Source organism: Actinomadura sp. NPDC000600 (assembly GCF_040492135.1).
Lineage (GTDB): Bacteria > Actinomycetota > Actinomycetes > Streptosporangiales > Streptosporangiaceae > Spirillospora.
Window position 1 is genome coordinate 83861 of the sequence record NZ_JBEUPD010000031.1, and the last position, 22437, is coordinate 106297.

Sequence of the window (22437 nt, forward strand, 5' to 3'; positions counted from 1 at the left end):
TTTCGGTCCGGGGGAACGGCCGGGATCCTCCGGGCACACCGTGATCCCGCCCGTCGTCCGGGCGGGACCAGGGAGGTCAGCGGGCCGAGACGAGCTCGGGCTCCTCGGTTTCGGGGATTACCTTGGGGACGTTCCGGAGGGTGATCAGGGCGAAGGCCGCGACCAGGACGGCGAAGCCGGCGCTGCAGGTGAGGGCGGCGTGCATGCCGTCCGTGAAGGCGTCGCGGGCGGCGGCGGCGACCTCGGCGGCGAGGGCGCCGGGCAGGTTCGCGGCGGTCTGGAGCGCGGCGCCGAGGGAGTCGCGGGCGGCGGAGGCGGCCGGGGCGGGGACGCCGGCGGGCAGGTCCAGGACGTTCCGGTACACCGCGTTCAGGACGCTGCCGAGGACGGCCATGCCGAGCGCGCCGCCGAGTTCGGTGGCCGTCTCGGAGATCGCGGACGCGGCGCCGGAGCGGTCCTTCGGGACCGACGCGAGGACGGTGTCGGCGGTGACCGTCATCGCGAGCCCCATCCCGATGCCGGACAGCAGCATCGCGGGGACCATCGCCCAGTATGAGGTGTGCAGGCCGATCGTCGTGAAGAGGGCGAAGCCGCCGGCGGAGACCAGCATGCCCAGCGCGACGACGCGGGCGCGGCCGAGCGCGCCGATGAGCGGCGGGGCGAGCGCGGCGCCGCCGATCATGGCGCCGGCGGCGCCGGGCAGGCCCGCCAGGCCCGCCTTCAGCGGCGACCAGCCGAGCGCGAGCTGGAAGAACAGCGAGAAGATCAGCGACTGGGCGACCAGGGTGAACATCGCGAACATGTTGGTGCCGATGGAGCCGGTGAACGCGGCGCGGCGGAACAGCCGGACGTCGATCAGCGGCTCGGCCGCGCGGGTCTGCCGGACGAGGAACGCGGCGAGCGAGACGGCGCCGACCAGCGCCGCCACCGGGACCTGGAGCTCGTCCACGCCGTGCGCGGCGGCCTCCTTGATCGCGTAGACGAGGCCGAGGACGCCGAGCACCGACAGCGGCACGCTGAGCAGGTCGAGGCGGCCGGGCCCGGGGTTGCGCGACTCGGGCAGCACGGCCGCGCCGGCGACGAACGCCACCGCCATCAGCGGCACGTTGATCATGAAGACGGAGCCCCACCAGAAGTGGTCGAGCAGGGCGCCGCCGATGACGGGGCCGAGCCCGACCGCGAGCCCGGCGACGCCGCTGAACGCGCCGACCGCCATCGTCCGCTCCTTCGGCTCGGTGAACGCGCGCCGCAGCAGCGACAGGCAGGACGGCATGAGCGTCGCCCCGGCGACCCCGAGCAGCGCGCGGGCCGCGATCAGCAGTTCGGCGCTCGGCGCGTAGGCGGTCACGGCGGACGCGGCGGCGAACACCGCGGTCCCGATCAGCAGCAGCCTCTTGTGGCCGATGCGGTCGCCGACGCCGCCCATGGTGATCAGCAGGCCGGCGAGCGCGAACCCGTAGGCGTCGGCGATCCAGAGGATCTGCGTGGCCGAGGGGTGCAGGTCCGCCGACAGGTGCGGGACGGCCTGGTTCAGCGCGGTCAGGTCGATGTTCGGCACGAGCGCGACGAGGAGGCAGATCGCGAAGGTGCCCCACTTGCGGGCTGAGGAGTTCATGCCCGTGAGGTTCGCGGGCCGCGCTGACCGTCCGCGCACCGTCCGCTGACGGCGCCGGCGCCGGCCGGTCAGCCGCCGGTGAGTAGGGCGAGGGCCTTCTCGCGGGGGAGGGCGGCGCCCCGGGCGTAGGCCGCCTCGTAGACGTCGCCGCCGAGGAGGGCCCGGGCCTGCGACGTGACGCGCTCGGTGTCGGGGTCGCCCGCCGCCTCGACGCCCCGCAGCGCCATGGCCGCGCCGAGGAGCAGCGCCGCGCGCTCCCCGTCCCCGTCCCGCGCGGCCAGGCCCGCCAGGGCGACCGCCGCGTCCGCCTGGTAACCGAAGATCGGGTGGTCGAACGACATGTCGACCGCCTCGCGCAGCAGGGCCCCGGCCCGTGCGGCGTCGCCCTCGTCCGCCGCGAGCCATCCGAGCCCGACCAGCGCCGCGCCCCGCACGCCGGCGGCGATGAAGCGCTCGGACGAGTAGCCGGTCACCGCCGCCTCGTACATCCGGCGCGCCTCGGAGGCGTCCCCGCGCAGCCGCGCGACGTCGCCGAGCCCCTTGCACCCCCCGGCGATCTTGTCGGGTGTGCCGGCCCGGCGGGCCAGCTCGACGCCGCGCTCGTAGTCCGCCCGCGCCGCGTCCAGGTCGCCGGCGTGGACGTGGACGGCGGCGCGCTGGTAGAGCAGGTCGGCGGTGTCCTCCAGCGCGCCGAGCTCGCCGACCAGCTCCAGCGCCTCGTCCAGCAGCGCGAGGGCCCGCTCCCGGTCGCCGCGCCGGTCGGCGAGCTGGGCGAGCGGGTCGAGCGAGTTGGCGGTGCCCCAGCGGTCACCGCAGGCCCGGAACCCGCGCACCGCCTCCTCGCACGCGCTCTCCACCTCGGCCAGGTCGCCGCTGAACTGCGCGAGGAACCCGTCGCTCATCCGCAGCAGCGCGCGCGTCCACGGGTCGTCCCCGACCTGCCGCAGGAAGAGGTCGTAGTCGGTGCGTCCGGGGCCCGCGGTCAGCGCCCACAGCACGATGACCGCCGGGTAGCGCACCGGGCGGTCGATGCCGCGCAGCAGCTCCGCGGCCCGGTCGAGCCACGCCACCGCGCGCTCGCCCGTGGCGCCGCCCGACACCGCGTTCGTGACGCACAGGACGTACTCCTCGTCGAGCCCCTCCGGCGGATCGGTGCCGACCACGTCCAGCAGCTCCGACGCCAGCGGCGCGCCCTCGACGCGTCCCCGCAGCCACCAGTACCACGACAGCGGCGCCATGAGCCGGAGCGCCAGTGCCAGGTCGGCGCGCGTGCACCGCCGCAGCGCCGCGTGCAGGTTCCCGTGGTCGGCGGCCAGCAGCCCCAGCCACTCCAGCTGGCCGGCGCCCCGCAGGTGGGGCTCCGCGCGGCGGGCGAGGTCGGCGAAGTACTCGGCGTGGGCCCGTTCGAAGCGTTCCGCCTCACCGGCCGCGGCGAGCCGCTCGGCGCAGAACGCCCGCACGGTGTCGAGCATCCGGTACCGGGACCCGTCGCTCTGCACCAGCGACTTGTCGGCCAGTTCCACCAGCAGGTCGTCGGCGTCGTCCAGGCCGCACACGCCCATCGCCGCCTCCAGCGTGAACGCCCCGGCGAACACCGTCAGCCGCCGCGCGAGGGTCTGCTCCGCCTCGTCCAGCAGGTCCCAGCTCCACTCCACGACCGCCCGGAGCGTCTGGTGGCGCGGCGGCGCCGTCCGGTTGCCGCGCGACAGCAGCCGGAACCGGTCGTCCAGCCGCGTCGCGACCTCCGCCACCGGCAGCGACCTGAGCCGCGCCGCCGCGAGCTCGATCGCGAGCGGCAGCCCGTCCAGCGCCCGGCAGATCGCGAGGACGGCCCCGGCGTTGCCCCCGTCCACCGCGAAACCCGGCCGCACCGCTTCGGCCCGGTCCAGGAACAGCCGCACGGCCGGATAGCCGGGCAGCTCCTCCGGGCGCGCGTCCGCGGGCGGGACCTCCAGCGGCGGCAACGGCCGCAACGCCTCACCCGTGATCGCGAGGGCCTCCCGGCTGGTCGCCAGCACCCGCAGCTCCGGGCACGCGCTCAGCAGCCGGTGCGTCAGCTCCGCGACGGGCGCGACGACGTGCTCGCAGTTGTCCAGGACGAGCAGGACCCGCCGCCCCTCCAGCGCCGTGACCAGCCGCTCCACCGCGTCCGGCGGCTGCTCGCCGGGCATCGGCCGCATCCCGCCCTCGCGCAGCCCGAGCGCCGCGAGCACCGCGTTCGCCACCTCGCCCCCGGAGACGGGCGCGAGGTCGGCGAAGCACGCCTCGCCGCCGTACCGCCCCGCCGCCTCGATCGCCAGCCGCGTCTTGCCCGCGCCGCCCGGCCCGAGCAGGGTGACGAGCCGCCCGTCCGCGAGCATCCTCCCGACGCGGCGCAGCTCCTCCTCCCGCCCGATGAAGCTCGTGAGCTGCGCCGGCAGGTTCGGCCGGACGGCCGCCGGAGCCTCCCCGCGCAGGATCGCCAGGTGGACGTCCGCCAGCTCCCGCGACGGGTCGGCGCCGAGCTCCTCGGCCAGCACCGTCCGGCCGTCCTCGAACACCGCGAGCGCCTCCGCCTGCCGCCCGCTGCGGTGCAGCGCCCGCATGAGCAGCGCCCGCGCCCGCTCCCGCAGCGGCTGCGCGTCGACCAGGTCGCGCAGCACCGGGACGACCGCGCCGGGGTCCTCGGCGAGCATCGCCTCGCCGTACTCCTCGACGGCCGAGGCCCGCTCCTCCTCCAGCCGCGCCGCCTGCCCGGCCGCGAACGGCGCGGACACGTCGGCCAGCGCGGGCCCCCGCCACAGGCCGAGCGCCTCCCGGAGCAGCCCGGCCGCCTCGTGCCGCCCGGCCGCCTTCGCGTCGGCCACGAGCCGCTGGAACCGGTGGACGTCGACGTCCTCGCGCCGCACGGCGATCCGGTACCCGGCGGCCGTCCCCTCGACCAGCGCCGCGTCGCCCAGCCCCCGCCGGAGTCGCGACACCTGCGACTGCAGGGCGTTGGCCGCCCCGCTCGGCGGGTCCTCCCCGTACAGGCCGTCGATGAGCCGCTCGGTCGGGACGATCCGCCCCGCGTCGAGGAGGAGCATCGCCAGCAACGCCCGCACCAGCGGCCCGCCCACCGGCACGGCGGCCTCGCCGGCCCGGACCTCGACGGGTCCCAGAACGCCGAACTGCATCCCAGGATTCTCCCGCATTACGGTGGTTCCACCGACCTTCGGAGGGACGCGCCATGACCGAGATCGAGATCGTCACCGACTTCCTGTCCGCACTGGAGGACCTCGACGTCGACCGCGCCATGACCCATGCCGCCCCGGGCATGGTCTACCAGAACGTCCCGCTCCCGCCCGCGCGCGGCAGCCACGCGGTCGAGAAGACCCTGCGCGCCATGACCCGCTACGGCACCGGCTTCGAGGCCCGCGTCCACAACATCGCCGCGAACGGCCCCGTCGTCCTCACCGAGCGCACCGACGTCCTGGAGAGGGGCTCCTGGCGCGCCGAGTTCTGGGTCTGCGGCACCTTCGAGGTCCACGACGACCGCATCACGCTGTGGCGCGACTACTTCGACTGGACGACCTTCCTGGCCGCCTCCGCCAAGGGCCTCGGCGGCGCCCTCCTCACCGCCCTCAACCCCCGCCCGAAAACCGCCGCCCGCTGACTCCGCGCACCGTAGGACGGCCCCCGGCGGCGGCCCTCTCACGATGTCGAACTGAGGGCCGCCGGGGGAGCGCCGCGGTGGCGGTGGGTACGGCTCAGCAGGTGGGGATCTGGCAGCGGAAGTAGAAGGTGTCGTCGTTGTAGAAGTGCCTGTAATCGATGGTGAACAGGCCTCCGGCCCTGACGTCGTGGGCGAAGTCCCCCCCAACAGCGTGGGTCCAGCTCATATAGGCGTATCCCTGGCCGCCGGTTCGGTCGACGGTGTAGGTCACGTATCCGGAGTTGGCGCCTGGACCCGGCCGGGCGATCCAGGTGACCATGGTGCGCGGGGGGATGTGGTCGGGTGGCCGCGGGTTCCAGGTGACCCCGCAGCAGAGGTGCTCGGCCTTGAGAGTGAGCGAATACGTGGTCTCGTTGTAAAACCAGCCCTGCACGAGGATCCCGTCAGTGCGGACCGCCGCCGGAGCCGCAGGACCCCGGGGGGTGGCCGAGGCGGTCGAGGCCGCCGCGGTGAGGGCGAGTGCTGTCATGGCCAGCAGCGCGGCCGACCGGCGTCCAAGGGCGTAGGGGGACCTGAACATGGGAGCTCCCGACTTCGGTGAGTGCGGCGCGAGGTCGAATGCATGTTGTCATCGAGCGACTTCGGAGAGTATGCGCCCTGAGGTGACTCGATGCTCACCGACGTGTTCCGACAAGTCAGGCATGCACCAGTTCCAGGCGTTCCCCCGTAGAGTGCCTGCTTCGGGAGGAGCAGCATTGGAGAAGACCGACACGCTCGTCATCGGTGCCGGGCAGGCGGGCCTGTCCACCAGCTACTGGTTGTCGAAGGCGGGGGTCGAGCACCTCGTCGTCGACCGGCGGGACCGCCTCGGCGGCGGCTGGAACGACCGCTGGGACAGCCTCCACCTCGTCGCGCCGAACTTCACCGTCATGCTGCCCGGCATGCCCTACGCGGGCCCCGACCCGGACGGGTTCATGCCGCGCGCCGAGGTCGTGGAGCACCTCATCGAGTACGCCGCCGTGATCGACGCCCCCGTCCGCCTGGGCGTCGACGTCGAGCGGCTGGCGCCCGCGGACGGCGGTTTCGTGGCGCGCACCGGCTCCGGCGCGATCGCGGCCCGCAACGTCGTGCTCGCGACCGGCCCGTACCAGCGTCCGAAGACCCCGCCCCTGTCCCGGCAGATCCCGGCCCACGTCCGGCAACTGCACTCCGCCGACTATCGGCGCCCGCAACAAGTCGCGGACGGCGCCGTCCTCGTGGTCGGGACGGGCCAGTCCGGCGCCCAGATCGCGGAGGAACTTCACGACGCCGGACGCGAGGTCCACCTGGCCGTCTCGGAATGCTCCGCCGTGCCTCGCCGCTACCGGGGCCGCGACTCCCACTGGTGGCTGACGCAGGTGTTCCTGCACGGCGCCGAGGTCGGCGTGCCGTTCCCGACCGCGGCGGACCTGCCCTCGCCCGCCGCCCGCTTCGCCTGCAACGCGCACGTCTCGGGCAAGGACGGCGGCCACGACATCGACCTGCGGGAGTTCGCGCGCCGCGGCATGCACCTCTACGGACGCCTGGAGTCCGCCGACGGCACGACCGTGCGGTTCAGCGACGACCTGAACGAGCGGCTGGCCCGCGCCGAGACCGGGTTCGAGGAGAAGGGCCGTCCGCTCATCGACGCCTACATCACCGCCGCCGGCCTCGACGCGCCCCCCGACGACCGCCCGCCCGCCGGCACCTTCGCCCCGCCCACCGCCACCGAACTCGACCTCGACGCCGCCGGGATCGGCACCGTCCTGTGGGCGACCGGCTTCCGCCTCGACTTCTCCTGGGTGGACGTCCCCGTCTTCGACGAGTGGGGCTACCCGCGCCACACCAGAGGCGTCACCGAGCACCCCGGCCTCTATGCCGTGGGCCTCCCATGGCTGCACTCCGAACCGTCGTCCATCTTCCTGGGCATCGCCGCCGACGCCGCCCACATCGTCGACCGCATCACCTTGACCTCCTGGACGCCCCGTGCGGGGTAGCGGCCCGTGGCGGACGCTTGGTGCGTCCGCCACGGGCTGCCGGGGGTGGAGGGGTCAGGTGGAGGCGGACAGTTCGAGGTCCTTGACCCTCGGGTCGCCTTCGTCGGCGAGGTAGTCGGCGGCGCGGGTGGCGTCCTCGCCGTCGGCGAGTCTGGCGGCGCGGCAGATCAGGGTGCCGGCGATCGCGACGATGACGTTGACGGCGAGTGCGAGCATGCCGGTGTAGATCGCCATCTTGGTGTCGAGGCCGAGGTCGCTGAGGGGGTAGGCCGAGCCGCCGAAGTGCTCTTTGCCCTTGGCGGGGTTGGGGATCTGGTAGAGCATCCACAGGCCGGCGGTCATGCCGGCGGCCCAGCCGGCGATGAGGGCGCCGCGGTGGAACCAGCGGGTGAGCAGGCCGAGCCCGACGGCCGGGAGGGTCTGCAGGATGATGACGCCGCCGATGAGCTGCAGGTCGATGGAGAACTGCGGGTCGAGCGCGAGGATGCACAGGACCGCGCCCGCCTTGACGATCAGCGAGACCAGCTTGCTGACCGTGGCCTCCTGCTTCGCGGTGGCGTCCCGGTTGATGTACTCCTTGTAGATGTTGCGGGTGAACAGGTTCGCCGCGGCGATCGACATGATCGCGGCCGGGACCAGCGCGCCGATGCCGACGGCGGCGAACGCCACGCCGGCGAACCAGTCGGGGAACATGTGGTCGAACAGCAGCGGGACCACGGTGTTGGTGTCGGGTTTGCCGTCGGTGCTGACTGGTTTGACGCCGGCGGCGATGGCCATGTAGCCGAGCAGTGCGATCAGGCCGAGCACGAAGCTGTAGGCGGGCAGGGCGGCCATGTTGCGCTTGATGACGTTTCGGCTGCGGCTGGCCAGCACGCCGGTGATGCTGTGCGGGTAGAGGAACAGCGCCATCGCCGAGCCGAGCGCCAGCATCGCGTAGTTGAGCTGGCCGGTGCCGGCGATGGTGATGCCGTCGCCGGGGGCGGGGGTCTTGTCGAACTTGGTCTTGGCGGCGTCGAAGATGTCGCCCCAGCCGCCGAGTTTGGCCGGGATGTACAGCACCGCGACGATGATGACCAGGTAGATCAGCACGTCCTTGACGAAGGCGATCAGCGCGGGTGCGCGCAGCCCGGACTGGTAGGTGTAGGCGGCGAGGATCACGAACGCGATGATGATCGGCCAGTGCCCGTTCACGCCCATCGCCTTCAGCACCGCCTCGATGCCGACCAGCTGCAGCGCGATGTAGGGCATCGTGGCGACGATGCCGGTGATCGCGACGACGAGCGCCAGTGTCGGGGAGCCGAACCGGGCCCGGACGAAGTCGGCGGGGGTCACGAAGCCGTGCACGTGCGAGACCGACCAGAGTTTGATCAGGACCAGGAACACCAGCGGGTACACCACGATGGTGTAGGGGACGGCGAAGAACCCGGCGGCGCCGGCGCCGAACACCAGGGCCGGGACGGCCACGAACGTGTAGGCGGTGTAGAGGTCGCCGCCGATCAGGAACCAGGTGATCCAGCTGCCGAAGCTGCGGCCGCCCAGGCCCCATTCGTCCAGGCTGTGCATGGAGTCGGGCCGCCGCCACCGGGCGGCGACGAAGCCCATCCCGCTGACCAGCAGGAACAGGACGGCGAACACGATGATCTCGGTGAGGTGGTCGCGTGCCATCGGCTCAGCCCCGCTTCTTCGTCATCTGGTACACGAGGACGGTGCAGGCGACGCCCAGCGGGATGAAGGCCAGCTGGATCCAGTAGAAGGCGGGAAAGCCCGCGAGGCGGGGCTTGTCGCTGTTGTAGAGCAGGGTGAGCAGCGGGATCGCCACGGGGATGATCAGCAGCCAGTTCCACGGACTCCGATCGGAGCGGTCCGAGCGGCCGTCCGGGGACGGCGACGGCCGCGGGTCCCGCGGCGGGTGGGCATCGTTTCTCGGCATGGGTGATCTCCTCGCGAGCTGAGGGATGGGACGGCCTGGACCGCGAAGGCGCCGCGGTCAGGCACTCGGCCGGGGGGCGTGGTGGGGAAGCCTGCACAGGCCCTCCCGCCGGTCGTCATCGGCGGGGCGGGCGGTCCCGGTGCCCGTGGAGCAGCAGGTACGCGACCAGCATGCAGACGACGACGCCGGGGATCCAGGCGAACTGGTACCAGTAGAAGAACTCCACCCCGGCCAGGCGCGGCGTCGAACGGGCGTACCACGGCACGCACAGCAGCGCCACGACGGGCAGGGCCAGGCAGACTCCGGCGGCGACACGTCGCGCCGGTCGGATCGGCTTCGGCATCACGCCTCCGGTTTCACGGCTTCGTGGCAGAGTTGCCGACGCTCGCGATCCGGTTGACATCGAATTCCAGCGAATTTGCCGCCGGACCGTGTCAACCATGCACGTAACCTGCGCAACACAGAGGCAATGCAGGACGGATGCGGTGGTGACGGATGATCGAGCCGGTGAGCGTGGTGGCCTTCGCCGCCGTGGTCGGCGGGACGTCGCTGGCCGCGGTCGCGGCCCGCCGGTTCCACCCCGCCCCCGAGCTGCCCACCCTGGAGAGCTGGGCGCTCGCCGACCGGCGGATCGGCGCGCCCGCGATGTGGTTCCTGCTCGGCGGCACGATCTACACCGCCTACACCTTCGCCGCCGTCCCGGGCCTGGTGTACGGCATCGGGGCGCTGGCGTTCTTCGCCCTGGCCTACACCGTGATCGTGTACCCGATCGCCTTCGTGCTGCTGCCCCGCCTGTGGGCCGCGGCGCGGCCGCACGGGTACGTCACGGTGGCCGACTTCGTCCGCGGTCGGTACGGCTCCCCGGCGCTGGCGCTGGTCGTGGCCGTCACCGGTGTGCTGGCCACGATGCCGTACCTCGCACTGCAGCTCCTGGGCATCCGCGCCGTCCTGGCCGCGGGCGGGCTCTACCCGCGCGGGGCCGCGGGCGATCTCGCACTGATCGCTGTGTCCGCCGTCCTGGCGATGGCGACCTGCCGGCACGGGCTGCGCGCCCCCGCGGTGATCTCGCTGGTCAAGGGGACGGCGATCATCGGCTCGGTGGTGGCCGTGGTCGTGCTGGTCATGGGCCGCCTCGGCGGGCCCGGACCGATGTTCACCGGTGCTGAGCACCGCCTGTCGGCCGGTGGGAACGCCGGGGCGTCGCTGGTCCTGGAGCCGCAGATGTACTCCAGCTACGCCACCCTCGCGCTCGGGTCGGCGATGGCGCTGCTGATGTACCCGCACGTGCTGACCGCGGCCTTCGCCGCCACCGGACCGGACGTACTGCGCCGCACGTCGATCGCGCTTCCCGCCTGGACGGCGGTGCTCGGCCTGTTCGCGGTGCTGGGCGTCGCGGCCCTGGCCACCGGGATCGCCGCACCGCGGGGCAGCGCCGAGATCGCGGTGCCGCTGCTGGTCGAGGAGGTGACGCCGGCGGTGCTGACCGGGCTGGTCTTCGGCGCCCTGGCCGTCGGCGTGCTCGTTCCGGCGGCGGTGATGTCGATCGCGGTGGCGACCCTGTTCGTCCGCAACATCTACGTCGAGTTCTTCCATCCGACGGCCACGCCCAAGCACCAGCGGCGGATCGCGCAGACGGTCTCGGTCGCGGCCAAGGCCGGAGCCGTGGTGTTCGTCCTCGGGCTGCGCGACCAGGACGCCATCAACCTCCAACTGCTGGGCGGTGTGTGGATCCTGCAGACCTTGCCGGCGGTGGCTGTCGGCCTGTACACCCGGCGGCTGCACCATGTGGCGCTGCTCGGCGGGTGGGCGGTCGGCATGGTCGCGGGGACCCACATGGTGGTCAGCGCCGGGTTCACCTCGGTCATTCACGTGGGGCTGGGCGGGTGGCAGGTGCAGGCGTACGCCGCGGTCGTCGGCCTCGGGCTCAACCTGCTGACCGCCGCGGTGCTGACACCGCTGCTCGACTGGATGGGCGTGCCGCGCGGCCCGGACCTGACATCGTCGGCCGACTCCCGGCCCGGACTGGAGACGACTGCATGAGTGCTCTGCGATCTGGCGTCCCGGTGCCCGCACCGCAACTTTCTCCGGACGTCGCCGCGCTCGCCCCGCCCCGCGGCGCGGCGCCGCCGGTGTCGTCCGCGCAGGCGCCCGCCACGGGGCAGACCGACGCCGACATGCGCGCCTTGGACCGCGAGGCCGTGCTGACGAGGCTTTTTGACCTGCACTATCCCGGGCTCCTGCGGCTGGCCGTGCTGCTCGGTGCCGACGACGCGGAGGACATCGTCTCCGAGGCGTTCTGCCAGTTGCACCGCCGATGGAACAGGTTGCGCACCCCGGACGCCGCGCTGCCCTACCTCCGATCGGTGGTCTGCAACCTGACCCGCATGCGGCTGCGTCACCTCCAGGTCGTCCGCAAGCACATCGACCGGGGGATGGACGCGGTGCAGTCGGCCGAGAGCGCCGCCCTGCTGCACGAAGACCAGCGGGCGCTGGTCACGGCGCTGCAGCGCCTGTCGGCGCGGCAGCGCGAGGCGCTGGTCCTGCGATACTGGCTGGGGCTGAGCGAAAGCGATATCGCCACCTCGATGGGCATCTCGCAGGGCGCCGTCAAAACGCACGCCGCCCGCGGCATGGCCACTCTGACCAAGCTCATGCAGGAGCGACGATGAGAAGCGGTCCCGCCCCTACAGGAGATCAGTTGCGCGCCGCCCTCGACGCGCTCACCGACGGCGTCCACCCGGCGCCGGACGCCTACCAGCGGGTCCGGCGCGAGTGGCGGCGCCGGGAACGCCGGCGCCGCCGGATCGTCGCCACTCTCATGGCCGTCCTGTTCGTCTGCGCCGACGCCGTGGGCCTGTGGGCGCTCAACCAGGCCGATGACCGGCCCCACGTCATCTTCAACGATTCAGTGCCGCCCCAGCACCGGACTCCGGCGATCGACCCGCCGTGAGCGAGCCCGGCGACCGCCGCAGGGAACGGCGGACCCGTCGCGCGTGCTCGGAGGCGGCCCCCGACCCGCGAAGCACGCTACGAGCATCCGTCGTACCTTGACCTGCGGCGGGCGGGGCCCCATGTGGTGAGGTGGGAAGTGTGACCACCGGAGACGCCCTTGAGTTGGGCCGGAGTTCGTTCGCCGGCGGGCGGTGGGCGGAGGCGTGCGCCCACCTGTCCGCGGCGGACCAGGAGGCGGGCCTCGAACCCGCGGACCTCGAACGGTTCGCCACGGCCGCCTACCTGATCGGCAGGGACGCCGACAGCGCCGCGCTCTGGGAGCGGGCGCACCGGTCGCTCGCCGGGCGCGGCGAGACCGCACGGGCCGCGCGGTGCGCGTTCTGGCTGGCGTTCCAGCTGCTGAGCGGCGGTGACGCCGCCCTCGTCGGCGGCTGGCTCGCGCGGGCAGAGCGGCTGCTGGACGACGGCGGCCACGACGGCGCCGAACGCGGCTACCTGATGGTGGCTGCGGCCCAGCAGCGGGTCGTGGAGGGGGACGAGGAAGGCGGCGGGGCCCTGGCGGCGCGGGCCGCCGACACCGGTGAGCGGTGCGCCGAGCCCGACCTCGTGATCCTCGCCCGGCAGGTCCGGGGACGGGCCCTCATCCGCCAGGGGAGGGCCGCCGAGGGGGTGGCGCTGCTCGACGAGGTGATGGTCGCCGTCACGGCCGGGGAGGCGTCGCCGATCGTCGCGGGGAACGTCTACTGCAGCGTGATCGAGGCGTGCGAGGAGACCCTGGACGTCCGCCGCGCGACGGAGTGGACGAGGGCGCTGACCCGCTGGTGCGAGTCCCAGCCCGACCTGGAGCCGTTCCGCGGCCAGTGCCTGGTGCACCGGGCGGAGATCATGCAGCTGCACGGCGCCTGGCCGGACGCGGTCGAGGAGCTGCGGCGCGCGTGCGAGGTCTTCGGGCGCAGGACCGGCGACCCGGCGGTCGGCGCCGCCTACTACCGGCGGGCGGAGCTGGACCGGCTGCGCGGCAGGCACGCGGAGGCCGAGGAGCTCTACCGGACGGCGAGCAGATGGGGCCGTGAACCGCAGCCGGGCTTCGCGCTGCTCCGGCTCGCCCAGGGGCGGACGGACGCGGCGTCCGCGGCGATCCGCCGGGCCGCGGGCGAGCGGCCCGACCCCGGGTCGAGGGCCGGGGTCCTCGCCGCGTGCGTGGAGATCATGCTCGCCGTGGGCGACGTCCCGGCCGCCCGGTGCGCCGCCGACGAGCTGGCGGGCATCGCCGCCGAGCTCGGCGCGCCGCTGCTGCGCGCGACGGCGGGCCAGGCGCGGGGCGCGGTCGCGCTCGCGGAGGGCGACGCCCGGGCGGCCCTCGTGGAGCTGCGCCGGGCGTGGGCCGGCTGGCGGGAGCTCGACGTGCCGTACGAGTCCGCGCGGGTCCGGGTGCTGATCGGCCTGGCCTGCCGGGCGCTCGGGGACGAGGACGGCGCCGAGATGGAACTGGACGCCGCCCGCTGGATCTTCCGGCAGCTCGGCGCCGCGCCGGACACGGCCCGGGTGGAGGCGTTGTCGGGCCGCCGCGCGGCGGGGGTGCTGACCGCCCGCGAGACCGAGGTCCTGGCGCTCGTGGCGACGGGGCGCACGAACCGCGCGATCGCCGCCGACCTGTTCCTCAGCGAGAAGACGGTGGCCCGCCACGTCAGCAACATCCTCGGCAAGCTCGGCCTGTCCTCCCGCGCGGCCGCCACGGCGTACGCGTACGAGCACGACCTACATAGATCTGCCCACGAGCGCCCAGGCTGATTTGCACCCTCCTCCCGAAGCGCCGGACGGCCGCCCGTGCCTAGCGTCGTCAGTAGAGGCCCGGTCTTGGGAGGAGCCGTCATGGAAGAGACAGACACACTCGTCATCGGCGCGGGTCAGGCGGGGCTGGCCACCAGCCACTGGCTGACGAAGGCGGGCGTGGAGCACCTGGTGGTCGACCGGCGGGACCGGCTCGGCGGCGGCTGGAACGACCGCTGGGACAGCCTTCACCTCGTCGCGCCGAACTTCACCGTCATGCTGCCCGGCATGCCCTACGCGGGCCCCGATCCGGACGGGTTCATGCCGCGCGCCGAGGTCGTGGAGCACCTGACCGAGTACGCCGCTGTGATTAACGCCCCCGTGCGCCTGGGCGTGGGGGTCGTGCGGCTGGAGCCCGCGGACGGCGGTTTCGTCGCGCATACGGGCTCAGGTGCGATTGCGGCGCGCAATGTCGTGCTCGCGACCGGCCCGTACCAGCGTCCGAAGACCCCGCCTGCCGCCAGGCGGCTCGCGCCCCACGTCCGGCAACTGCACTCCGCCGACTACCGGCGTCCCGGACAGTTGCCGGACGGCGGGGTCCTCGTGGTCGGGACGGGCCAGTCCGGGACGCAGATCGCGGAGGAACTGCACGATGCCGGACGGGAGGTCCACCTGGCCGTCTCGGACTGCTTCGCCGTGCCCCGCCGCTACCGGGGCCGCGACTCCATCTACTGGCTGCTCCAGGCGTTCCTGCACGGCGCGGAGGTCGGTGTGCCGTTCCCGACCGTGGCGGACCTGCCCTCACCCGCCGCCCGGTTCGCTTGCGACCCGCACGTCTCGGGCAAGGACGGGGGCCACGACATCGACCTGCGGGAGTTCGCGCGCCGCGGCATGCACCTCTACGGACGCCTGGAGTCCGCCGACGGCGCGACCGTGCGGTTCAGCGACGACCTCGCCGAGCGGCTGGCCCGCGCGGAGACGAGGTTCGAGGAGGAGTTCCGTCCCCTCTTCGACGCCTATATCGCCGCGGCCGGGATCGACGCGCCGCCCGACGACCGCCCGCCGGCGAGCACCCGCGTCCCGGACACCGCCACCGAACTCGACCTCGACGCCGCCGGGATCGGCACCGTCCTGTGGGCGACCGGCTTCCGCCTCGACTTCTCCTGGGTGGACGTGCCCGTTTTCGACGAGTGGGGCTACCCGCGCCACACCAGAGGCGTCACCGAGCACCCCGGCCTGTACGCGGTGGGCCTCCCGTGGCTGCACTCCGAACCGTCCTCGGTGTTCGCCGGGGTCGGCGCCGACGCCGCCCACATCGTCGACCACATCGCCGCCCGCTGATCGAGCCGCCCGGCTCCGCGGCGCGGCTCGCGCGGTCGCCGCGTGCCGGATGCGCGCGGCCGTGTGCTTCAGACTCCGGCCAGTGTGATCCGGTTGGGAAAGCCCTGGATGCGGTGTTCTTTCTGGAGTCGACGAAGGTCGTCCGAGAGAGCCCTGGCGATGTCGGGCCCCCGGCGGCTCCAGCCGAAGAAGCGGGCCGTGTGGATGGTCAAATCGTCCTCGTCGATGCCGGGCGACTCGCCGATGACGCCGAGGAGGGCGAGGCGCCGCTCCGCGGGAGGAACCTCGGAGACCTTGCGGAGCACCCCGTCCCCCGGCGCCCGGGCCACGACCTGGCGTCCTCGCAGGGTGATGGTGTCGCCGTCCTGTTCGACATCGGCATCGCGCCTGATCAGGTCGCCCAGCGCCTTGTCGAGGTTCGCGCGGATGCGCGGGCCGAGCCGTTCGACGCCCCACACCGCCGCCGTCCTCCGGTACAGGACGTCGCGCTGGATCGGTGCCTCGACTTCCAGCGCCTCCCGGAACAGCCTCTGGAGAAGGCTGCGTGATTCGGGCTCGTGCATCTCGTAGTAGTAGAGGTGGCCTTCGAGGCGCGCACGGCGGTAGGGAGCGGCCCAGCCGCGTTCTCGCCCGTCCTCCGCGGATTCCATGGTCACCCGTGCCGGTTCCGCCTGAGGCGGTTCGGGGACGGCCTCGGCCGGGCCTTCATCGTCGGGCCCGTCCTCCTCCGACAGGGCGATGGCCGATTCGACGGCCCCGCGCAGCCTGGCCTCCGCCTCGGGGCGGTTGCGGTACCAGTCGGTGCCCCAGATGCGGTGCAGCTTCCAGCCGAGGCCGCGAAGGACCTCCTCCCGCAGGCGGTCGCGGTCCCTCGCGGCCTTGGACGAGTGGTACATCGCGCCGTCGCACTCGACCCCCAGTGCGTACCGGCCAGGGCGGGCGGGATGGCGTACGGCCATGTCGATCCGGTAGCCGCCCACCCCGACCTGCGGCTGGACGTCGAAGCCCCAGCCGGTGAGGACGTCCAGCACGGACTCCTCGAACGGGCTCTCGGGCCCCGCGTCTTCGCTGAGCGGTCTGTGCTCCAGGACGGCGGGGCCGTGTTCGGCGTAGTCGAGGTACTTCTTGAAGAAGTCGCGGCTCCTCGGGCCGCCCTCCCGGATCTCTGAGCCGGAGATGGACGAGACGACCTCGACGCGGTGCCGGGCGCGGGTCACGGCGACGTTGAGGCGCCGCCAGCCGTTCTCCCGGTTGAGCGGGCCGAAAGCCATGGTGAGTCGCCCGTCGGGGCTCGGCCCGTAGCCGACCGAGATGATGACGACGTCCCGTTCGTCGCCCTGCACGGTCTCCAGGTTCTTGACGAAGAACCCGTTGAGCCGGTCTCCGGAGAAGAAGGGTTCGAGTTCCGGAGCGCCGGCGCGGGCCCGCTCCACCGCGTCCTCGATGGCATGCGCCTGCGCTTCCGACATCGCCACTACGCCGAGGCTCATGTTCGGGCGCGTGCGGTAGTGGTGCAGGACGCGTTCGGCGACGGCGTCCGCCTCGATCGGGTTGCGGCGGGTGCGCCCGCGCTCGTAGACGCCCGGGACCTTGGTGAAGGTGACGCCGACGTCGTCGCCGGACTCGGATGCCCCGGGGAAGGTCACCAGGCTGTCACCGTAGAACCAGCGGTTGCTGAAAGCGATGAGCCCCTCGTGGCGGCTCCGGTAGTGCCACGACAGCGGCAGGCTGCGGATGAGGCCGCTGCCCTTGCACATGTCGAGCAGCGAGTCGAAGGAGTCGGGGACCTCCTCGTCGTACTCGTCGTCGCCCGAGTCGTCGGCCTGGGCGAAGAAGTCGGTCGGCGGCAGCTGCTTCTGGTCGCCCGCGACGATGAGCGAGCCGCCCCGGTAGACGCAGTTCACGGCGTCCTGCGGGAGCACCTGCGACGCCTCGTCGAAGATCACGACGTCGAAGCGGTATCCGGTGGGCAGGAACTGGCTGACCGTCAGCGGGCTCATCATGAAGCAGGGCTTCACCAGCGGGACGATGTCGGCGGTCCGGTCGAGGAGCGTCCGCACCGGCATGTGCCTGCTGCGCTTCTCGGCCTCCCGCTGGATGACGGCGGCCTGCCCGACGTTGGGCCGGGGACGCCGCGCGTTGCACGCTTCGATCACCTGGGCGTGGGCGCCCGCGACGAGGGCCCGGTCGAGGTCGCGGAACAGCTCGACGAGCCGGTCCCGCTCGACCGCCCGGACGGGCGCGAGCCGCGAGTCGGCGGTCATCACCTCTTCCGCCCAGGCCTCCAGGACGGCCCGCTCGACGGCCCGCGGGAAGCCCGCGCCGTCCAGGCCCTTCGCGGCGGCCCGCTCGACCAGCCCGTCGAGGCCGTGGCGGCGCAGGGTCGCCCGAGCATCCTGGTAGGAGCCCCACTCGTCGGGTCCGGACCGGTCGGCGGCGAGCAGGCCGGTGAGATCGCCGAACGCCCCGGGCGTGCCGGTGAGCCGGGCGTGCAGGTCGTGCCGCCGGTCGGCGGCGAAGAGCTGGGCGAAGTCGGTGACGGCGGCGCGGAACGCGGTCCACGCCCTGCGCAGTTCCTCGTCGGGCCCGGCCGCGAGGAGCGCGCGTGCGGCGCGCCCGGGCATGGGTTCGTCCGGCCCCCGGACACCGGCGACCCAGTCGAGCGCGCCGGAGAGCGCGGCCAGGTCGGTGTCCAGTCCGGAGTAGAGGGCGCCCAGCAACCGCTCGTCATCAGCCCCGCGGGACAGGACGGCCTCGCGCTCGGCGCGCACCGCCTCCACCTGGGCGGCGGCGCGGCGGGCTCGCCCGAGGGTGGGCGGCGCGGGGCTCGCGAGCACGGGCCGCACCGCGGCGACGAGGTCCGCGGCGCCGGCCAGAGGCCGCAGATGGGCCGAGTACCAGGCGATGGCCTCGGCGAGGGTCCCGTTCGCCAGCCTCGGGCGCCCACCGTGCCGCGGCGCCGGGACGAGCGTCCGCCGCCACCCGTCGAGCAGCTCTCGGACGTGGTCGGCGCTGGCGCAGATTCCGGAGTCCGGGCGGCCGTCGGCGCTGACCTGCCCGGCGAGGGCGGAGGGGATCCGTACCGCCGCGCCGATGCGCCCGATCTCCTCGGCGGCCGCCAGCAGCTCCCGGACGAGCGGGAAGTCGGTGCGTTCGCCCTGCCAGTAGCGCCCGAGGAGCCGGCCCTGGGCGGCGGCCGCCCGGTCCAGGGCCTTCGCGGCGTCGTACCAGGCCAGGGCCTGGGGGAGCAGTGCGGCGGCCTCCTTGCTCCACTCGCCGGACGCGGTCAGCTCGGCCAGCCGCCGCTTGTCGCCCCGGTGGGCGCCGGAGAGCTTCCCGAGCCCGTGGGCCTCGCCGAACCGCCGGACGAGGTCCGGGAACTCCGGCGCACCGAGGATCTCCTCGGTGAAAACCCGGCCGGCCACGGCCCTGGCCTGGGCGAGCGCGGCCGCCAGACCTTCCAGTTCGGCGGCGGCGCGGGTGGCGGAGGCCCGGCCCTCGCTCGTCAGCCAGGCCGCTTCGGGGCGGTGCGGCCGCCGCGCGAAACCGGTCAGCTCGCACAGGGCGTGCGCCTGCTCGAAGGTGTCCGGGGCGGGCATCCCGTAGACGGCGGCGACGTCGGCGAGGGACGACTCGGCGGTGCGCAGCTTCTCCACCGCGTCCCGGAAGCCGGCCCCGAGTCCGCGGAGCTCCTCCTCGGTCAGTTTCGGCAGGTCGAGTCCTTCCGGGGCCAGCCCGGCGAGCGAGGTCTCCTCGGGCGGCGGCCCGGTGGGGAGCCCGGCGGGCAGCCCGTCCCAGCCCGGGCCGACTTCGGCGGCGACGGCGGCGGCCGCGGCCCGCAGTGAGGTCAGCCGCCTGCGGAACCCGCTGACCTCGGCCTCCAGCGCGGGCAGGCTCGGTGCGGTGAGCCAGGCCTCCGGGACGCCGGGGCGTCCGGCCGCCGCGTCGAGCAGGGCGAGCAGCCCTTCGGCGGCGCCGAGTTCGGTGAGGCCGAGGGGCTCGGTCAGGTCGGCGTGCGCGGCGACGCGGTGCTCCAGTGCGTCGGCGCGCTCCCGCAGCATCTGGAGCCGCGCCTGCGGGCGCCCGGCGCCCGTGAGGCCCCGCCACGCGAAGCCGGGGCCTTCGGCGACCGGCCGCCAGGCGTCGCCCAGCCTCTGCGCGGCGGCGCGGATCTCCTGGAATCCCTCGGCGGTGAGACCGTCCGGCAGCGCCGTCGGCAGCGGTGGGACATCGGCCAGCGCGCTGAGCCGTCCGAGCACGTCGTGGAGGGGCAGGCCGAACGGCGGCCGGGTCTCGTTCATGGCCGCGGCGTACGCCGACAGTTCCCGGCGGGTCCGCAGCAGGCGCTGCCGGTCCTCCTCGGCCCCGCTGCGGACGGCCTTCGGGCGTTGGGAGAGGGCGTCTCCGAGCGTCTTCGCGACCTCTTTGCGGCTCGCGTGGTGGCTGTGCAGGGCGAGGACGAACGATCCGAGCCCCGCGGAGTCGAGGCGATCGCGGACCACGTCCAGCGCGGCGGCCTTCTCGCTGACGAAAAGGACGCTGCGGCCCTTGTGCATGAGCGCCGCGATCATGTTGGCGATGGTCTGGCTCTTGCCGGTGCCGGGCGGGCCGTCCATGACGAACGACCGGCCGTCGAGCGCCGCCGCGACGCACTGGCGCTGCGAGGAGTCGGCGTCGAGCACGAGCGGGGTCTCCTCGGGCGGCTGGAGGTCGTCGATCCGGTCGGCGTCGAGGGGCTCGAAGTACAGCTCGTCCGCGGGCAGTCCGGCGGCCTCGCCGAGCCCGATCGCGCGCACCAGGGGATGGGCCAGGATCTGGTCCTCGTTGTCCAGCAGGTCCCGGTACATGGCCTCCTTGTGGGAGCGGAACGTGGCGAGCACCACGTCCTCGGTGACCTCCCAACCCGGGCGCCCCGCTGTCGCCGCGCGCACCGCGTTGAGCGTGCTCGGCAGGTCCTTCATGTCGTCGGGGTCGGGCCAGTCGAGCCCGAGGTCGGCCATCTTGACCGCCAGGGCCGGGTTGGGCGCGCTCTCCTCGCTCGCCTCGGCGACCAACCGGTAGGCGCCGGGACCGAGGCGGTCGAGCCGGACGGGCAGGAGCAGCAGCGGCGCCGAGCTGAATCCCTCGGCGCCGGGCTCCTTCCACTTGAGGAAGGCCACTCCTAGATGGAGAGGCCACAGGCCCGTGTCGTTGAAGACCTGGTTGGAGTCCCGGTAGAGCCTGCGCAGGGCGGCGTCCAGAGCGGGCTGGGTCGTCTTCTGCGTGACGATGCCGCCGGCGGCTCCGGCGGCGGCGAGGATCTCGTCCTCGTCCTCGGCATCGAACGGGGCGTCGGGACCGTCCTCGGGCAGCGGGGCGAACGCGAGGCCGGTGTCGAGGCCGACGATCAGCGGCCCGGCGGCGGGCGATCTGATGGCGAGCGTGGCGGTCCGGGTGTGCCGGAAGTTGAGCAGCCGGTTCCGGCCGCTGAGATCGATCAGTTTGTCGCGCCACGCGCCGAGGACGTTCCTCATCCGTGCCCGCTGCATCGGGCCCGCCTCTGGCACCCCCGGCATCGCGCTCCCCTTTCCGCCAGGCGTGTCCGGCGAGGCCGTGGCCGGGCCGCTCTGGTGTTCTCGGCGTTTCGATTCCTGTGCGCACGGGACCGGACAAGGGCACGGGCACAGGCACGAAGTTGGGACGCGGGTCACCGGGGTCCGGTTGCCCGCGGGACGCCGGCCGCGAACCCCCTCCACCGGCGGCACCCGAAGCGGTCTCCCGCCCGATGGGCAGGGCGGTCCATGGCTCTACCAGGGGTGATGTCCTGGCGGTGGATCGCGGCGCGGCGGGCGTCGGCGTGAAGGCCCCGTTGGCATCCGGGTTTTACCGGAGAGGCTGTCCGAATACGGTCAGCCTCTTCGCGCGTCCCGGAAGAACCGGCGACCGAAATCCGTCCCACCGGCTCTACCTGGGATGACGCTTCCCCGACAGGAAAGGGCAGCACGCCCTTTTCCATAAGGGGTCTCGGGTGGCCCACCGTCACCGCGCCGCGACGGGCGGAGAACGCTGCCACGGCCACCTGCGCGGACCTATCCTGACTGCCCGGCCCGATGTGGCCGGAGTGTCCTGGTCCGCTCCGTCCGGCGAAGGCAGGTGGCGATGAAGCCGCTCGAACCGTCCGATCCTCGGGAGATCGGCGGCATAGAGCTGCACGGCAGGCTCGGCCAGGGCGGAATGGGCGTCGTCTACTTAGGGGTCACCCCTGACGCGGAGCAGGTCGCGGTCAAGGTGATCCGGGACGGCCTCGCGAACCAGGAGGGCATCCGCGAGCGGTTCGACCGCGAGGTCCTCGCGCTGGGGATGGTCCAGGGGCCGCGCGTCGCGGGGTTGGTGGCCGCCGCCGAGCCGGGCGCCGAGACGCCGTGGCTGGCGATGGAGTACGTGCGGGGCGAGACGCTCAGGGAGTACCTGGAGACGCGCCCGGCCCTCAGCACCGAGATGGGCGCGATCCTGGGCGTCCTTCTGGCGGAAGCGCTCACCGAGATCCACGCCGCCCGGATCCTGCACCGCGACATGAAGCCCGCCAACGTCCTGCTCGGCCCGGACGGCCCGAAGGTCATCGACTTCGGCCTGGTCGACCTGACCGAGGCCGACGAGAGCCTCACCCAGACCGGCCTGCGGCTCGGTACCCCCGTCTTCATGTCGCCCGAGCAGGTCGAGTCGGCGAAGGACCTGACGCCCGCGACAGACGTGTACTCGCTGGGCGTCACGCTGCTCTACGCGCTGACCAAGCACCTGCCCTACCAGGCGATGAACGGGCACGCGCTGTACTTCGCGATCGCCGACCCGGACAAGAAGCCGGACCTGTCGGGGCTGCCCGCCTCGCTGGCGCCGGTCGTCGAGGCGATGACGGCCCACGACCCGCGGGTCCGGCCGACCCCCGCCGAGGCCTCCAGGGAGTTCCGCCAGGTGCTCGCGAGCGCCGGACTGTCCCTGCACGACGCCCGCGTCCACTTCGCGACGCTCACCTACGTGGAGCGGCCCGACGACCCGCCGCCCGGCATCGAGCCGCCCCGCCGGCCCGCCCGGCCGCGACATCGGGAGCGCTCGGTGCCCCGCCCGGTCGTGGCGGCGCTCGCGGACCGGTTGGCCCTCGCCTACGGCCCCGGCCCCACCCTCTGACCCCCGCGGCTGCCTCCCC

15 protein-coding genes are annotated in these 22437 nt (G+C 73.6%); 8 read left to right on the top strand and 7 right to left on the bottom strand.

Going from position 1 to position 22437, the window contains the following annotated elements; genetic code table 11:
- Positions 1–76: 76 nt before the first annotated feature.
- Positions 77–1615 carry an MFS transporter gene (locus tag ABWI07_RS33585; RefSeq protein ID WP_353821018.1) on the bottom strand — a complete coding sequence of 513 codons (1539 nt, stop codon included), beginning with the start codon at positions 1613–1615 and terminating at the stop codon, positions 77–79.
- 68 nt (positions 1616–1683) lie between these two features.
- Positions 1684–4770: an ATP-binding protein gene (locus ABWI07_RS33590; RefSeq protein ID WP_353821019.1), complete on the bottom strand. Its 3087-nt coding sequence runs from the start codon at positions 4768–4770 to the stop codon at positions 1684–1686.
- A 53-nt stretch (positions 4771–4823) separates the two neighbouring features.
- Between ABWI07_RS33590 and ABWI07_RS33595 the strand changes: the two genes are divergently transcribed.
- Positions 4824–5249 carry a limonene-1,2-epoxide hydrolase family protein gene (locus ABWI07_RS33595; RefSeq protein WP_200842316.1) on the top strand — a complete coding sequence of 142 codons (426 nt, stop codon included), beginning with the start codon at positions 4824–4826 and terminating at the stop codon, positions 5247–5249.
- Between the two features lie 94 nt (positions 5250–5343).
- On the opposite strand, the gene ABWI07_RS33600 is transcribed toward ABWI07_RS33595, so the two are convergent.
- Positions 5344–5829 carry a hypothetical protein gene (locus tag ABWI07_RS33600; protein WP_353821020.1) on the bottom strand — a complete coding sequence of 162 codons (486 nt, stop codon included), beginning with the start codon at positions 5827–5829 and terminating at the stop codon, positions 5344–5346.
- A 175-nt stretch (positions 5830–6004) separates the two neighbouring features.
- Between ABWI07_RS33600 and ABWI07_RS33605 the strand changes: the two genes are divergently transcribed.
- Positions 6005–7264 carry a flavin-containing monooxygenase gene (locus ABWI07_RS33605; RefSeq protein WP_353821021.1) on the top strand — a complete coding sequence of 420 codons (1260 nt, stop codon included), beginning with the start codon at positions 6005–6007 and terminating at the stop codon, positions 7262–7264.
- A 54-nt stretch (positions 7265–7318) separates the two neighbouring features.
- On the opposite strand, the gene mctP is transcribed toward ABWI07_RS33605, so the two are convergent.
- The 3 genes from mctP to ABWI07_RS33620 all read right to left on the bottom strand — a co-directional run bounded on the left by mctP (position 7319) and on the right by ABWI07_RS33620 (position 9537).
- Complete coding sequence (gene mctP / locus ABWI07_RS33610) at positions 7319–8929, bottom strand: monocarboxylate uptake permease MctP (RefSeq protein ID WP_353821022.1); 1611 nt, start codon at positions 8927–8929, stop codon at positions 7319–7321.
- Positions 8930–8933: 4 nt separating this feature from the next.
- Positions 8934–9194, bottom strand: coding sequence for a DUF3311 domain-containing protein (locus ABWI07_RS33615; protein ID WP_353821024.1), 261 nt, complete (start codon positions 9192–9194; stop codon positions 8934–8936).
- 115 nt (positions 9195–9309) lie between these two features.
- Complete coding sequence (locus ABWI07_RS33620; protein ID WP_353821025.1) at positions 9310–9537, bottom strand: DUF3311 domain-containing protein; 228 nt, start codon at positions 9535–9537, stop codon at positions 9310–9312.
- A gap of 152 nt (positions 9538–9689) precedes the next feature.
- On the opposite strand from ABWI07_RS33620, the gene ABWI07_RS33625 reads away from it, so the two are divergent.
- The 5 genes from ABWI07_RS33625 (at position 9690) to ABWI07_RS33645 (ending at position 15257) form a co-directional block, all read left to right on the top strand.
- Entirely contained in the window at positions 9690–11234 is a 1545-nt protein-coding gene (locus ABWI07_RS33625; protein WP_149263581.1) for a sodium:solute symporter family protein, read from the top strand.
- Positions 11231–11863 carry an RNA polymerase sigma factor gene (locus tag ABWI07_RS33630; protein WP_149263580.1) on the top strand — a complete coding sequence of 211 codons (633 nt, stop codon included), beginning with the start codon at positions 11231–11233 and terminating at the stop codon, positions 11861–11863. The genes ABWI07_RS33625 and ABWI07_RS33630 overlap by 4 nt, the downstream gene beginning before the upstream one ends.
- Complete coding sequence (locus ABWI07_RS33635) at positions 11860–12144, top strand: hypothetical protein (protein ID WP_149263579.1); 285 nt, start codon at positions 11860–11862, stop codon at positions 12142–12144. Before ABWI07_RS33630 ends, ABWI07_RS33635 begins: the two co-directional genes overlap by 4 nt.
- A gap of 140 nt (positions 12145–12284) precedes the next feature.
- Positions 12285–13937, top strand: coding sequence for a LuxR C-terminal-related transcriptional regulator (locus ABWI07_RS33640; RefSeq protein ID WP_353821026.1), 1653 nt, complete (start codon positions 12285–12287; stop codon positions 13935–13937).
- An 81-nt stretch (positions 13938–14018) separates the two neighbouring features.
- A complete protein-coding gene (locus tag ABWI07_RS33645) occupies positions 14019–15257 on the top strand; it encodes a flavin-containing monooxygenase (protein ID WP_353821027.1) in 1239 nt (412 codons plus the stop codon).
- A gap of 68 nt (positions 15258–15325) precedes the next feature.
- Here the strand turns inward: ABWI07_RS33645 and ABWI07_RS33650 are convergent, their stop codons facing one another.
- Positions 15326–20812 carry a DUF3320 domain-containing protein gene (locus tag ABWI07_RS33650; RefSeq protein WP_353821028.1) on the bottom strand — a complete coding sequence of 1829 codons (5487 nt, stop codon included), beginning with the start codon at positions 20810–20812 and terminating at the stop codon, positions 15326–15328.
- A 583-nt stretch (positions 20813–21395) separates the two neighbouring features.
- Between ABWI07_RS33650 and ABWI07_RS33655 the strand changes: the two genes are divergently transcribed.
- On the top strand, positions 21396–22418 hold the full coding sequence (locus tag ABWI07_RS33655) for a serine/threonine-protein kinase (protein ID WP_353821029.1): 1023 nt from the start codon (positions 21396–21398) through the stop codon (positions 22416–22418).
- Positions 22419–22437 lie beyond the last annotated feature (19 nt).